Annotated in this window: 11 protein-coding genes and 1 pseudogene; 6 read left to right on the forward strand and 6 right to left on the reverse strand. The window is 72.6% G+C overall.

Annotated features, from left to right (window positions below; translation table 11 throughout):
• The first annotated feature begins 10 nt into the window (after nt 1–10).
• Both AB0O01_RS12155 and AB0O01_RS12160 read left to right on the forward strand, forming a co-directional pair.
• On the forward strand, nt 11–829 hold the full coding sequence (locus tag AB0O01_RS12155) for a TetR family transcriptional regulator (protein WP_365312646.1): 819 nt from the start codon (nt 11–13) through the stop codon (nt 827–829).
• A gap of 124 nt (nt 830–953) precedes the next feature.
• Nucleotides 954–1,562, forward strand: coding sequence for a Uma2 family endonuclease (locus AB0O01_RS12160; RefSeq protein WP_365312648.1), 609 nt, complete (start codon nt 954–956; stop codon nt 1,560–1,562).
• A 97-nt stretch (nt 1,563–1,659) separates the two neighbouring features.
• Here the strand turns inward: AB0O01_RS12160 and AB0O01_RS12165 are convergent, their stop codons facing one another.
• The 3 genes from AB0O01_RS12165 to AB0O01_RS12175 all read right to left on the reverse strand — a co-directional run bounded on the left by AB0O01_RS12165 (nt 1,660) and on the right by AB0O01_RS12175 (nt 5,494).
• Entirely contained in the window at nt 1,660–3,216 is a 1,557-nt protein-coding gene (locus AB0O01_RS12165; protein WP_365312650.1) for an ABC transporter substrate-binding protein, read from the reverse strand.
• 483 nt (nt 3,217–3,699) lie between these two features.
• Nucleotides 3,700–5,133, reverse strand: coding sequence for a metallophosphoesterase (locus AB0O01_RS12170; protein WP_365312651.1), 1,434 nt, complete (start codon nt 5,131–5,133; stop codon nt 3,700–3,702).
• A gap of 121 nt (nt 5,134–5,254) precedes the next feature.
• Entirely contained in the window at nt 5,255–5,494 is a 240-nt protein-coding gene (locus AB0O01_RS12175) for a hypothetical protein (protein WP_365312652.1), read from the reverse strand.
• A 91-nt stretch (nt 5,495–5,585) separates the two neighbouring features.
• On the opposite strand from AB0O01_RS12175, the gene AB0O01_RS12180 reads away from it, so the two are divergent.
• Entirely contained in the window at nt 5,586–6,908 is a 1,323-nt protein-coding gene (locus AB0O01_RS12180) for a D-alanyl-D-alanine carboxypeptidase (RefSeq protein WP_365312653.1), read from the forward strand.
• Between the two features lie 850 nt (nt 6,909–7,758).
• Here the strand turns inward: AB0O01_RS12180 and AB0O01_RS12185 are convergent.
• Nucleotides 7,759–8,595 (reverse strand): annotated as a pseudogene (locus AB0O01_RS12185) (YihY/virulence factor BrkB family protein); the annotation flags it as partial.
• A 361-nt stretch (nt 8,596–8,956) separates the two neighbouring features.
• Between AB0O01_RS12185 and AB0O01_RS12190 the strand changes: the two are divergent.
• Nucleotides 8,957–9,712 (forward strand): SDR family NAD(P)-dependent oxidoreductase, encoded by a 756-nt coding sequence (locus AB0O01_RS12190; RefSeq protein WP_365313120.1) that lies wholly within the window; start codon nt 8,957–8,959, stop codon nt 9,710–9,712.
• A gap of 85 nt (nt 9,713–9,797) precedes the next feature.
• On the opposite strand, the gene AB0O01_RS12195 is transcribed toward AB0O01_RS12190, so the two are convergent.
• Together AB0O01_RS12195 and trpS are read right to left on the reverse strand one after the other, a co-directional pair.
• The gene (locus AB0O01_RS12195) at nt 9,798–10,379 is read right to left on the reverse strand and encodes a 2'-5' RNA ligase family protein (protein ID WP_365312654.1); all 582 of its coding nucleotides are present in this window, start codon (nt 10,377–10,379) and stop codon (nt 9,798–9,800) included.
• Between the two features lie 287 nt (nt 10,380–10,666).
• Nucleotides 10,667–11,680, reverse strand: coding sequence for a tryptophan--tRNA ligase (gene trpS, locus AB0O01_RS12200; RefSeq protein WP_365312655.1), 1,014 nt, complete (start codon nt 11,678–11,680; stop codon nt 10,667–10,669).
• 309 nt (nt 11,681–11,989) lie between these two features.
• On the opposite strand from trpS, the gene AB0O01_RS12205 reads away from it, so the two are divergent.
• Complete coding sequence (locus tag AB0O01_RS12205) at nt 11,990–12,592, forward strand: RNA polymerase sigma factor (protein WP_365312657.1); 603 nt, start codon at nt 11,990–11,992, stop codon at nt 12,590–12,592.
• Between the two features lie 139 nt (nt 12,593–12,731).
• A complete protein-coding gene (locus AB0O01_RS12210; RefSeq protein ID WP_365312659.1) occupies nt 12,732–13,637 on the forward strand; it encodes a hypothetical protein in 906 nt (301 codons plus the stop codon).
• Nucleotides 13,638–13,723 lie beyond the last annotated feature (86 nt).

Consider the following 13,723-nt stretch of genomic DNA (forward strand, 5'->3'; position numbering starts at 1 on the left):
CTCTCTCCCCATGCCCGACAAGACCGATGGCGACGACAGCGGCGCGAGCGATGAGAGCGGCGGGAACGGCGAGCACCGCGCGAGCCGTGAGGGCGCCGACGCCACCGGTGCGCCCGCCGGGCCCGGCGGGCGCGGCGGAACCGGCCGGGGCGGTGCCCTCAGCAAGTCCGAGCAGACCCGGGCGCTGATCCTGGAGACGGCCATGCGGCTGTTCCAGGAGCGGGGCTACGACCGCACCACCATGCGGGCCATCGCCCAGGAGGCCGGCGTCTCCGTCGGGAGCGCGTACTACTACTTCGACGGCAAGGAACATCTGATCCAGGGGTTCTACGACCGGATCGCCGCCGAGCACCAGCGCGCGGTGCGCGAGATCCTCGACCGGGAGACCGCCCTGGAGGCCCGGCTCGCGGGGGTGCTCACGGCGTGGCTGGACGTGGCCACGCCCTATCACGAGTTCGCGGTGCAGTTCTTCCGGAACGCCGCCGACCCCGACAGCCCGCTCAGCCCGTTCTCCCCGGAGAGCGAGCACGCGCGCGTGCAGGCCATCAGCGTCCACCAGGAGGTTCTCGCCGGCTCGGCGGCCAAGGTCCCCGGGGAGCTGCGCGAGGCCCTGCCGGAGCTGATGTGGCTGGCCCAGATGGGGCTGTGCCTGTACTGGATCTTCGACCGCACCCCGGGCCGCGAACGCAGCTACCGGCTCGCCGCGCGCGGGGCCCGCCTCACCGCCCGGGGCGTCTCCCTGGCCCGCTTCCGGGTGCTGCGTCCGCTGGTCAGGGAGGTGCACGAGCTGTTCACGGACTTCCTGCCGGGGATGACGAAGGACGGGTGACCCGCCCCTGACCGCGCCCGGCATCCCGTTCGTGAGCACGTCCGGGTGAACGGGGCGGGAGAGGACATGCCGGGAGCGGGCTGCCTACGATGATGCTCTCGACACCAGCCCAAGGAGGCACGCGATGTCCGCAGCATCCGTCGAGCGGCCCCATGGCGACCGTCCGCTGACCGCAGCGGCCAACCGGCTCATGGACCGTCTTCCGGGGTTCCGCGTCGAGATCATCGGAGGCGAGCTCCTCGTGACCCCACCGCCGGACGGCGCCCACGCCGAAGTCCTGACCGACCTCATGGTGCCGTTCCTGACGGCCGGACTCCACGGGGCGGAGTCGAAGATCGTCCAAGGGATCGGGCTCTGGCTCCCGAGCGATGTCGAGGACTACGCGATCCCCGACCTCGCTCTGGTCGACGCCGACTACCGGGATCATGTCTTCGAGAACAACTGCTATGACCCCGTGTCCTTCCGCCTGGTCCTGGAGGTCACCTCCAGCAATTTCCGCAGCGACCTCCGCAACAAGGTGAAGGCGTACGCCGGTGCCAAGATCCCGGTCTACGTCATCCTCGACCGCAGGAACCAGCGCCTGCACGTCCTGACCGATCCCGCCGGGGACAACTACGCGAAGCACCGCCTGTACGCCCCCGGCGAGACCGTCACCCTCCCCGCCTCTCTCGGTGCCGACGTCACGCTCGACGTGGGCGCCCTGCTGAGGGCCGGTCGGCCGCTCCAGGACTGATGGCGTCCGGCTCCCCCTCCACCGGCTCCCGTGCGGATACCGGTGGAGGTGTCAGCGGGTTGGTGCGGTCCGGGGGAGGCTCGATGCCCGGTGGGGCTCAGATCCAGTCCAGCCGCCACAGCCGGAACACCCCGGTGCCGTCCGTGAGGTCCTGGCCGCCGCCCACGGCCTCGTCGGCCACCACGTACTCCTTGCGCTGCCACAGCGGGATCACCGGGGCGTCGCGGGCGACGAGGTCCTGGAGGTCGCTGAAGTCGTCGGCGGCGCGGCCCCGGTCGGCGTACCGCTGGCCCTCCTTGATCAGCCGGTCGACGGTCTTGTCGCTGTAGCCGGTGTTCATGGTGGAGCCGGTGCCGACCAGGGGGGCGCCGAAGGTGTCCGGGTCGGGGTAGTCGGCGACCCAGCCGACGGCATACGCGTCGAGCTTCCCGGCCGCCCACAACTCCTGGAACTCGGTCCACTCATAGCCCTTGACGGTGACCCGGAACAGTCCGTCCGCCTCCAGTTGCCGCTTGAGTTCGGCGGCCTCCTCGGCGGCGGCGCCGCGGCCCTGCCCGTAGGAGAGGGTGAAGGCGAGCGGGAGGGAGACCCCGGCGTCGGTGAGCAGGTCGCGGGCCCTGCCGGGGTCCTGGGTGGGGTACTGGTCGAAGAAGGACGTGGTGTGGCCGGTGATCCCGGCCGGGATCAGCGAGTACAGCGGGTCGACGGTGCCCTTGTAGACGTCCGCGGCCAGCTTGTCGCGGTCGATGAGCCAGGCGAGCGCCTGGCGGACCCGTTCGTCGCCCAGGGGTGAGCCCTTGCGGGTGTTGAGGTACAGGTTCCGGGTCTCGGAGCTGTCCGCCTCGGAGACCCGCTGGTCGGGGTCGCTGGCGGAGAGCCCGGCGACGGTGTCGGGCGGGAGCTGGCGCGTGGCGACCTGGACCTCGCGTTCCCGGTAGGCGCGGTCGAGGGCGGCGGAGTCGGTGTAGTAGCGCAGTTCGACGGGGCTGCTCGAACGCTCCACGGCGCCCCGGTAGTCGCCGTTGGGCGTGAGCGCCGCGCTCGTGTCCCTGGTGTACGACGACAGCAGATAGGGCCCGGAGCCGTCGGCGCCGGGGTCGGTGCGCAGCGCGTTCGCCGGGTACTTGGTGGCGTCGACGATGGCGCCCGCGCCGGTCGCCAGCCGGTAGGGGAAGGTGGCGTCGGCCGCGGAGAGCCGGAAGGTGACCGTCTCCCCGCGCGCGCTGACCCCGTCCAGGGTGTCGAAGAGGGGGGCGGGGCCGACGTCGGAGTTGATCCGCAGCACCCGTTCGATGGAGAACTTCACATCGTCGGCCGTCATCTCCCGGCCGCTCGGGAAGGTCAGCCCGGAGCGCAGTTCGCAGCGGTAGGTGCGCAGTCCGGAGTCGGTGAATTCGCAGCTCTCGGCCGCGTCGGGGACGGGTGAGGTGCCGCCGGGCTCGAAGGTCAGCAGCGACTGGAAGAGATTGCTGAACAGCGCCCAGGAACCGGCGTCATAGGCCCCGGCCGGGTCCAGCGAGGTGACCGCGTCGGTGGTGCCGACGGTGATCGTCCTGCCGTGGTCCTCCTCCGACGGCACCAGTTGCCAGGCGGCGGCCCCGACGGCCACCAGCACCAGTACCAGCGCGAGAATCCGCATCCGGACGGATCGCATCGCCCAGCCCTCCCCAGAGCCTCGGCGCTCCAGCGCCCGATTCGGCGCTTCGGTGCCGGAGTCCGGCGCGTCGGCACCCGATTCGGCGCGTCGGCGCCCGCTTGCCTCGGCGCCCGGCGTCCACGGCAGCGGCCGAACGCCTCCGCACCCGGGCGCGTGAGTGAGAAGCCGCCTCCCCCGGCGGCGAGGTCACCCAATCACAGTGCGTTCCGGCGGGGGAAGGGGCTTCGGGGTGGCATGGCAGAAACTTGAAGGAGGGGGCGCCGGCGGGGGGCGGCGCGCACCACCGGTGCGGTGGGGGGCGGTGCGTTCAGCCGGTGCGGTGGGGGGTGACGCGCACCACCCGTGCGGTGGGGGCGGCACGCCCCATCCGTGCGGTGGGGGTGGCACGCCCCATCCGTGCGGTGGGGGTGGCACGCCCTACCCGCGCGGTGGGGGGCGACGCGTTCCATCGGTGCGGTGGGGGCGCGGCGCGCCCCGCGCTCATGCCTCGCGGGCCGCCAACTGGATCACCGTGATGTCCGACTCGGCGCCGACCCGGGTCGGCGGGCCCCACGCGCCCGCGCCCCGGCTGACGTAGAGCTGGGTGTCGCCGTACCGCTCCAGGCCCGCGACCGTCGGGTTGGCGGCCCCGGCGAGGAAGGTGCCCGGCCAGAGCTGGCCGCCATGGGTGTGACCGGAGAGCTGGAGGTCGACACCATGGTCGACGGCATCATGGATCTGCACCGGCTGATGGGCGAGCAGCACAGAGGTGCGGCTGCGGTCCCGGTCGCCGAGAGCCCGGACGAAGTCGGGGCCCTGCCCCTCGTCCTCCCCGGCCACGTCGTTGACGCCGGCGAGGTCGAAGTAGGGCAGTTCGGTGCGGGCGTTCTCCAGGGGGGTCATCCCGAGCCGCCGTACCTCGTCGACCCACTGCTCGGCGCCGGAGAAGTACTCGTGGTTGCCGGTGACGTAGTACGTGCCGTGCCGGGCGCGGAGTCCGGCGAGCGGCGCGGCGGCCGGGCCGAGGTCCTTGACGCTGCCGTCGACCAGGTCGCCGACCACGGCGATCAGATCGGGCTGGGTGGAGTTGATCGTGTCCACGACCCGCTGGGCGAAGCCCCGGCCGAGCACCGGGCCCAGATGGATGTCGCTGACCACCGCGATCCGGAACCCGTGCGCCGCGCGCGGCAGCTTGGCCAGGGGGACGGTGACCCGCTTGATGCTGGGCCCGTTCAGCACGCTGACGGTGCCGTACCCGACGGTCCCGACGGCCGCCGCGGCGGCGGCACCGGCGACCACCCGGGACACGAACAGGCGCCGGGAGGGGGCGGCCACGAGCCTCGGGGACGCCGTACCGTCGGCGTGTCGCGGCGTGTCGTCACCGTCGGTGGACGGTTCGGTGGGCGGTTCGGAGGGCGTTCCCGGCGTGTCGCCGGCGGGCCGGGTGGACGGTTCGGCCGTCGCGGCGGTGGGGGTGGCGGAGGCGGGGCGGGCACCCTGTACGGCGTGGGCCTCGGTGGCGGCCTCGGGCACGGTGACGGGGGCGACCCCGGTCGTGGGGGCGGCAGCGGGCGCGGTGGCGGTGTCGCTCGCCGGGGCGGCGGCGGGCACCGTGGCGGGGCGGCGGCGCTCCAGGTAGCGGCGCAGCAGCGGCCGTACGATCTCGCCCGCGAGGACCGCGAGGAGCAGGTAGAGCGAGAGCGCCAGCCACAGGAACCCCGGCCAGGCCAGAATCTGCTGGACCACGAACGGGGCACCGGTGCCCTCCGCCACGAAGGCGGCGATGGCCAGGATCCAGCCACCGGCTATCAGTAAGGCGCCACCCCGGCGCAGCCACCCGGGGCCGCTCGTGGTGTCACGGACCAGACGGCGCCAGAGATACCAGTTCGCCGCCACCAGGACGCCCAGGACGGCGAACACGAAGACGAAGACCACGCTGTTGTTGTCCCTTGCTGTGCGGCGCCCCGCGGGGCGCTCTCGGGGGTGCGCTCCCCGGGGGGCGCGCTCCCGGGGCGCGCTGCCCGCTGCTCTGGCGCGCCTGCCGGGGGATGACCGCTTATGGCGTGTGACGCAGTGTGCGCACCGAACGCAACCCGACCCCTCCGACAACCGTCCCCAATACGAAGGAGACGATCGCCAGGGTCAGGTGCACCCAGAAGTACGCCGTGGGCCGGCCGTCGTCGAACGCGAGCCCGCTGCCGTCGTTGATCAGATTATTGACGAAAGTGATCCAGATGACCCAGCTCCACACCCCGAACGCGAGCAGGAACCAGGAGAGGGGGCGGCTGAGTTTCATACGTTCAGTATCACCGCCGGGTGTCCGGTTCCGCTTTCGGGGTGAGGGCGGGGGTGGGACATCCACAGGCGGCCCCTGTACGTTCTCGGTCGTGTCCGCTCACCAGCAGACCGTCAGGCGAAGCCTGTTGGTCGCTTCCGCCACTCTGTTGACCCTGTCGCTGACCGCTCCGGCGGTGGTGGCGGCGCCCAGCCCGTCCCCGAGCCCCTCCACGAGCCCCTCGGGCACGCCCTCCGGCACCCCCTCCCCGACCCCGCCGGCCACCATGTCGACGGTCGGCGGCGAGCGGCTCGGACAGCCCGGTACGCAGGTCGAGCTGGCGCCCGGCGTGCCGGTGATCCCCAAGGACGTCTCCGCGCGGTCCTGGATCGTGGCCGACGCCGAGTCCGGCGAGGTGCTCGCGGCGCACAACGCGCACTGGCGCCTGGCCCCGGCGAGCACTCTGAAGATGCTGTTCGCGGACACGCTGCTGCCGAAGTTCCCCAAGGACCAGGAGCACAAGGTCGCCCCCTCCGACCTGGCGGACATCGGGGCGGGCTCCAGCATGGTGGGGATCAAGGAGGAGGAGACGTACACGGTCCACGATCTGTGGCTCGGTGTCTTCCTCCGCTCCGGCAACGACGCGGTGCATGTGCTGTCGGCGATGAACGACGGCGTGGAGAACACCGTCCGGGAGATGAACGAGCACGCCGAGGAGCTCCAGGCGCTCGACACCGAGGTGGTCTCCCCGGACGGCTACGACGCCCCCGGCCAGGTCTCGTCCGCCTACGATCTCACCCTGTTCGCCCGCTCCGGCCTCCAGAAGAAGGACTTCCGGGAGTACGCGGCGACGGCGACCGCCGACTTCCCCGGCGAGACAAAGAAGGACAAGAAGGGCAAAACAACCCGCGAGTCCTTCGAGATCCAGAACACCAACCGGCTGCTGACCGGTGACACCGGCCTCGCCCAGTACGAGGGGATAGCCGGCGTCAAGAACGGCAACACCACCAACGCGGGCGCCACCTTCACCGGCGTCGCCGAGCGCGACGGCCGGGTGCTGCTGGTCACCGTCATGAACCCGCAGACCGAGGCGAGCAACCAGGTCTACAAGGAGACGGCGAAGCTCTTCGACTGGGGCTTCAAGGCGGCGGGCGCGGTCGATCCGGTGGGTGAGCTGGTCGCCCCGCGGGGCGCGGAGCCCCAGGCCGGCGGAACGGCGGCCACCTCCGGCGGCGGTTCCGGCGATGACTCCGGCGAGGCGGGCGGCGGCGACGCGGCGGGCACCCCGGTCGCGGCCGGTACGACGAGCGGCGGCTCGGGCGGGATGGGTGTGGCGCTGGGCATCACGGGCGGCGTGCTGGTGCTGGTGGCCGGGGCGGGGTTCCTGGTGAACCGGCGCTGGCCACTGCCGGAGTTGGTGCGACGGAGGCGGTGAGGGGGGTGGCCTCCGGCTGGGTTGGGGGGCTGGCAGAGGCCCGGGGGGGGTTGGCCTCCGGCCGGGGCGGAGGGCGGGAGGCGGGGGGCTCCGGCCGGGTTGGGGTTGGCAGGGGCGGGGGACCTTCGGCCGGGGCGGGGTGCTGGCAGAGGCCGGGGGGGGGTGGCCTCCGGCCGGGGTGGAGGGCGGGAGACGGGGAGCCTCCGGCCGGGTCGGGGTTAGCCGGAGGTTGCGGGCCCCGGCCAGGTCAGGGTGCTGGCAGAAGCCGGGGGTGGCCTCCGGACAGGTCGGGGGTGCTGGCAGAGGCCGGGGGGTGACCTCCGGCCGGGTCGGGTGTCGGCAGGACGGTGGGGGGCGCCTCCGGCCCGGGTGGGTCGGCAGGCGGTGGGGGTCAGTTCCGGCCCTTCTGAGCGTCCGGGCCTCCTGGCTTGTCCGGGTCCGGATCCGGGTCCGGGTCTGAGTCGCCTGGCCCTTCCGGGCGTACTGACCCGTTCGAGTCTCCCGGCCTGTCCGGGCCATCCGGCGCGTCCGGGGCGCCCCGCCCGCCCGGGCCACACAGCCCGCCCGGGCCGCCCCGCTCGCCTGGGTCTCCCGGCCCGACCGAGTCTTCCTCGCCCTCGCCTCCCGAGGTGACCCGACCGCCGCTCGGGCCGTCGTCCGCGACCCCTTCCGTCCGTCCTGACGCCCCGGCGTCTCCCCTCCTGAGCGCCTCCGCCTCCCCCACCCTGGACGCCCCCTCCTCCCTCGCCCTGGATACCCCCACCCCCTGGGACACCTCACCCTCCCCCGCCCCGGGCACCTCCGCCCCCTCCGATTCCCCCACTCCCTCCGCCGGGGGCACCCCCCTCCCCGTGGCCGTCCAGGCCGCACAGAACAGCACCAGCTTCGCCGTGAAGTTGATCCAGAGGAGCAGGGCGACCGGCACACCGAAGGCGCCGTACATGCTCTTCGCGGCGACGCCCTGGATGTAGCCGCTGAGCAGCAGCTTGAGGAGTTCGAAGCCGACCGCGCCGATCAGGGCCGCCTCGATCAGCCTGCGGCGCGGCGGTTCGACGCCGGGCAGCAGGGTGAGGACGTACAGCAGGAGCAGAAAGTCCGCGAGGACGGCGACGGCGAACGCCGCCGCGCGCAGCAGGACGCTCCCCCAGCCCGCCTCGTCGATGCCGAGTTGCTGGACGATCCAGCCGACCAGCGCCGATCCGACGGTGGAGGCGGCGACCGTGATCAGCAGCGCCCCGCCCAGCCCCAGCAGGATCCCCGCGTCCTTGCCCTTGCGCAGGATCGGGTTCTCGTCGGCGTCCGGCAGCTCCCACACCGCGCGCAGACAGTCCCGGGTGGAGCCGACCCAGCCGATGCCGGTGAGCAGCAGCACCGCTCCGGCGACGAGGCCGACGGTCCCCGCGTTGTCGATCAGGCCGCCGATGTTGAGCTGGTCGGAGATTCCGGGCACCTGGTCGGCGATCTTCTCCTCCAGCTCGGCCCGCCGGCTGTCGCTGAGCGTGGCCGCGGCGATCGCGGCGACCACGGTGAGCAGCGGGAACAGCGCGATGAAGCTGATGAACGTGACCGCCGCGGCCAGCCGCGTCCACTTCACCCGGTCCAGGCGCTCGTACGCCCGCCAGGCGTGCGTGGTCATCAGGCGCGCGACGATCGGCCCGATCAGCGGGAGCTTTTTCAGCCAGTCCATGATCCGACTGTGCCCCTGTTGTGGCCGCCCGATGTCCGAGCACGCCGAAAACGCGCCACCCGCACTCCGGCACCATGGACCGAGGCGCCATGTGCCGAAACACCATGGGCCCGACGCACTGTGAGCCGACGCACTGTGAGCCGAGGCACTATGGGTCGAGCCGCCATAGGCCGAGGCGCTATGGGTCGACGCGCTATGAGCCGAGCCGCCCTGGAGCGGCGCACCACTGATCACCCGTTTCGGGGAGGGTCGTCACGGATCCCGCGTCGACCAACTGAAGTCCGGCATATAGGGCGATACGGTCACCGACATGCTTGCCGACACCGCGCGCCTCCCCGTCTTCAGGAACCTCCGGAGCCTGCTGAAGGAACACCCCGACCTGCCCCAGTCCCTGCTCGTCCTCGGCGGCACCTCCGGCATCGCGCTCGCCACCGCCCGTCGGCTGATCGCTCGCCGCACCCGCACGGTGTGGCTCGCCGGGCGCCCCTCGCCGTCCCTGGAACAGGCGGCCCAGGAACTGCGCGCGCTCGGCGCGGAGGTCCGTACCGTCCCCTTCGACGCCCTGGACCCCGCCTCCCACGAGGCCGTGCTCGGCAAGGTCTTCGCCGAGGGGGCCGTCGACATGGTGCTGCTCGCCTTCGGCGTCCTCGGCGACCAGGCCCGCGACGAACGCGAACCGCTCGACGCCGTCCGGGTCGTCCAGACCAACTTCACCGGCGCGGTCTCCGCGGGCCTGATCAGCGCCCGGGCCCTCCAGGACCAGGCACACGGCTCCCTGGTGGTGCTCTCCTCCGTCGCCGGGGAGCGCGCCCGGCGCTCGGACTTCATCTACGGCGCCGGCAAGGCCGGTCTGGATGTCTTCACCCAGGGCCTGGGCGACGCCCTCCACGGCACCGGCGTACACGTCATGGTCGTCCGCCCCGGATTCGTCCGTACGGGGTCCACCGCCGCGCGGGAGCCGGTTCCCCCGGCGACGACCCCGGAGGCGGTGGCCACGGCCATCGAACTGGGCCTGCGCCGCCGTGCGGAGACCGTGTGGGTGCCGGGCGGGCTGCGGATGATGATGACGGCGCTGCGGCTTCTGCCGAGGGCCGCCTACCGGAGACTGCCCCTGTGAGGCACAGGCCCGCCGCGCAGGGCCCACCACCGGGGACGGCCCGCCGCGTAGGGCCCACCACGGGGGGCGGTCACGCCAAGGGCCCTCAGTGCGCGGGCAGGGATCCCCGCTCGGCGGGTGCGGACGCCTGCGGCGGGACCACCGGGGCGCCGAAGGCGAACTCCCGGAGCTTGCGCCACACCCCGTCCGGGCCCTGCTCATAGAGGGCGAACCCGGTGCAGGGCCAGAGGGCCTCGTAGCCGGACAACTCCTCGAAGGCGCGGTCCATGGCAGCCTCGTCGATCCCGTGCGCCACCGTCACATGCGGGTGGTACGGGAACTGCAACTCGCGCGCGACGGGCCCGGACGCGTCCCGGACCTGCTTCTGGAGCCACGCGCAGGCGTCCGCGCCCTCGACCACCCGGAGGTACACCACCGGGGAGAGCGGGCGGAAGGTACCGGTGCCGGACAGCCGCATCGGGAAGGGCCGCCCGGCGCTAGCGACCTGGACGAGATGTTCCTCGATCGCCGGGAGCAGCGCGGCGTCCACCTCGGTCGGCGGCAGCAGGGTGACATGGGTCGGAATACCGTGCGCCGCGGCGTCGCCGAAGCCCGCGCGCCGCTGCTGGAGCAGGCTGCCGTGAGGCTCCGGGACCGCGATCGACACGCCGATCGTTACGGTCCCCACGTCGTCTCCTGTCGTCGTGCCGGACATCCCGGCCGTGCCGGATACATCGAGTACACCTGTACGCCTGTACAACCTGTGCGCCGCGCCCCCCGCGGTTTGCCCCGTACCCGCTCCACGGCCTCTGTCTCCACGCGCCCGTACACCGCTACGCGCGCGGGTGGCCGCTGGCGCGGCCATCCGGGTACCGACTGTACGACCACGGCGGTGCCCTGGGCAGGCGCAGGCATGGTGATATGCAGCGCTGTCCGGGGGTACGGGGCTCACGCCCCGCTCACCCGGCGCCCGGCTCAGTGCTTGGCCGGAAGGAAACCCACCCGGTCGTACGCGGAGGCCAGCGTCTCGGCGGCGACCGCGCGGGCCTTCTCGGCGCCCTTGGCCAGGATCGCGTCCAGCGTCTCCGGGTCGTCCAGATACTGCTGGGTGCGCTCCCGGAACGGTGTGACGAAATCGACCATGATCTCGGCGAGGTCCGTCTTGAGCGCGCCGTAGCCCTTGCCGTCGTAGCGCTTCTCCAGCTCCTCGATGTCCGTGCCGGTGAGGGTGGAGTGGATGGTGAGGAGGTTGCTGACGCCCGGCTTGGCCTCGGCGTCGTAGCGGATCACGGTGTCGGTGTCGGTGACCGCGCTCTTCACTTTCTTGGCGGTGGCCTTGGGCTCGTCGAGCAGATTGATCAGGCCCTTCGGCGTGGACGCCGACTTGCTCATCTTGATCGAGGGGTCCTGGAGGTCGTAGATCTTCGCCGTCTCCTTGAGGATGTACGGCTTCGGGACGGTGAAGGTGGCGCCGAAACGGCCGTTGAACCGCTCGGCGAGGTCCCGGGTCAGCTCGATGTGCTGGCGCTGGTCCTCACCGACCGGCACCTCGTTGGCCTGGTAGAGCAGGATGTCCGCGACCTGGAGGATCGGGTACGTGAACAGGCCGACCGACGCGCGGTCGGCGCCCTGCTTGGCGGACTTGTCCTTGAACTGGGTCATCCGGGACGCCTCGCCGAAGCCGGTGAGGCAGTTCATGACCCAGGCGAGCTGGGCGTGCTCGGGGACATGGCTCTGGACGAACAGCGTGCAGCGCTCGGGGTCGAGACCGGCGGCGAGGAGCTGGGCGGCGGCCAGCCGGGTGTTCGCCCGCAGTTCCTTCGGGTCCTGCGGGATCGTGATCGCGTGCAGGTCGACGACCATGTAGAACGCGTCGTGGGTCTCCTGGAGCGCCACCCACTGGCGGACCGCGCCGAGGTAGTTGCCGAGGTGGAACGAGCCTGCGGTGGGCTGGATCCCGGAGAGCACGCGGGGACTGTCAGAGGCCATGCCCACCATTCTCTCAGGTAGGCCGGACCGATCAGAAACAGGCCACGGGCCGTTCGGCGGGCGGGTGGGGCGGGGGTGCGGCGGGGCTGGGGCGGGGGCTCGATCAGCGGGAACGTGGTGCGGTGGCCGTCACCGCGCGCCCCTCTGCCCCGGGGCGTGCGCCCCCTGCTCCACTCCCGGCCACAGGCGCTTCCCGCTCTCTCTCCTCCCCCGCTCTTCCCCCCTCTTCCTCTCGCTCTTCCTCTCGCGCTTTCACGATCCGTCCCGGCGAGATGGGAACCGATCGGCGGTGGGCGGTGTACCAAGAATGTGAACACGCGGGAGGGGGTCCGCATCGTCGATGAGGCCGCGGTGATCGCCCGCGTACGCGCCGGAGAGCCGGAGGCGTACGCGGAGCTGGTCCGTGCCCATACGGGCATGGCCCTGCGAGCGGCAGCGGCACTCGGAGCGGGTGCGGACGCGGAGGACGTGGTGCAGCAGGCGTTCGTCAAGGCGTACTGCTCGCTGAGCCGGTTCAAGGACGGCTCGGCGTTCAAGCCCTGGCTGCTGTCCATCGTCGCCAATGAGACAAGGAACACAGTGCGTACCGCGGCCCGGCAGCGCACGCTCGCCGGTCGCGAGGCGGCCTTCGTGGCGGCCGAGCCCTTGATACCGGAGTCGGCCGACCCTGCGGTGGCGACGCTGGAGAGCGAGCGCCGGGACGCCCTGCTGGCCGCGATGGAGCAGCTCAGCGAGGAGCACCGGCTGGTCGTCACCTATCGCTATCTGCTGGAGATGGACGAGGCGGAGACGGCCCAGATCCTGGACTGGCCGCGGGGCACGGTGAAGTCCCGGCTGAATCGCGCGCTGCGCAAGCTGGGCCGACTGCTGCCGGACTTCCGGCCCGGGAAGGGAGGTGAGGAGCATGAGTGAGCCCGGATCCGGCCAGCCGGAGGACCGGCAGGGAGGGGACGGCGTCGGGAAGGCCACCGAGGGCGCGGGGCGTGGGGTGCGCAGAGTGCGTGGGATTCCTGGTGCGCGCGGGGCTCGCGGAGTGCGGGGGGCTCGCGAGATGCGGGGCGCGCGCGGGGTGCCGCCCCGGCTGCCGGAGGAGCTGCGCTCGCTCGGCCGCTCCCTGGGCCCCCAGGGACCGGACACCTCGGAGTCGATGGTCGAACGCGTCCTGGGGCAGATACTCGCCGAGCATCTCGCCGTCGAGCCCCCCGAGCCGCCGAGACGCGGCGACCGGGTCCGGGGCGGCCTGCGCGCGGCCCGCCGCTGGACGCGGCTGCGCCGACGCTCGCTCACCGCGACGCTCTGCGCCCTGCTGGCGGTGCTCGCCCTGACCCCACCGGTACGGGCGGCGGTCCTGGACTGGTTCGACTTCGGCGGGGTCGAGGTGCGCTACGACCCGTCCGCACCGGCGCCGGATCCCGCCGGGGTACCCGGCTGCGGCGCCGCCCCGGTCTCCCTGGCGGAGGCGGAGCGGCGCTCGGGCTGGCGTCCGCTGGTCCCCGAGGCGCTGGGCGAGCCGGACGGTGTGGCGATCACCGCCGAGCGGGACCGCAGATTCCTGCTGACCCTGTGCTGGCGCGAGCCGGGCGGGACGATCCGGCTGGAGCAGGACCTCGGCGTCCTGGATCTGGGCTTTGTGAAGCAGGTGCGGGAGGAGCCGGAGTGGATCCCCCTGGGGCCGACGGACCCGAACGGCACTTTCGCGCTCTGGTTTCCCAAGCCGCACGAGCTGACCTACTGGGTGCTGGCCGCCGACGGCGACCGCTACTCCCGTGAGACCCGCACGGCGGGGCCGACCCTGCTGTGGGCCCATGACGCGGGCGCACGGCACTTCACCCTGCGGCTGGAGGGCGTGGCCGGGCGGGATCGGGCGGTACGGATCGCGAAGTCACTGCCGGTATCGGAGTCACTGCCGACGGCGGAGTCATTGCCGGCACCGGAGTCACTGCCGACGCCGGAGTGACATCCGGCCCAGCGGCCGGGCACCCAGCGGTCGGGCACCCCGCGGCCCTCAGATCGCCCGGAAAAAAGTGCGCGGGGAGATGGGAA

Source organism: Streptomyces sp. NPDC093252 (genome assembly GCF_040683675.1).
GTDB lineage: Bacteria > Actinomycetota > Actinomycetes > Streptomycetales > Streptomycetaceae > Streptomyces.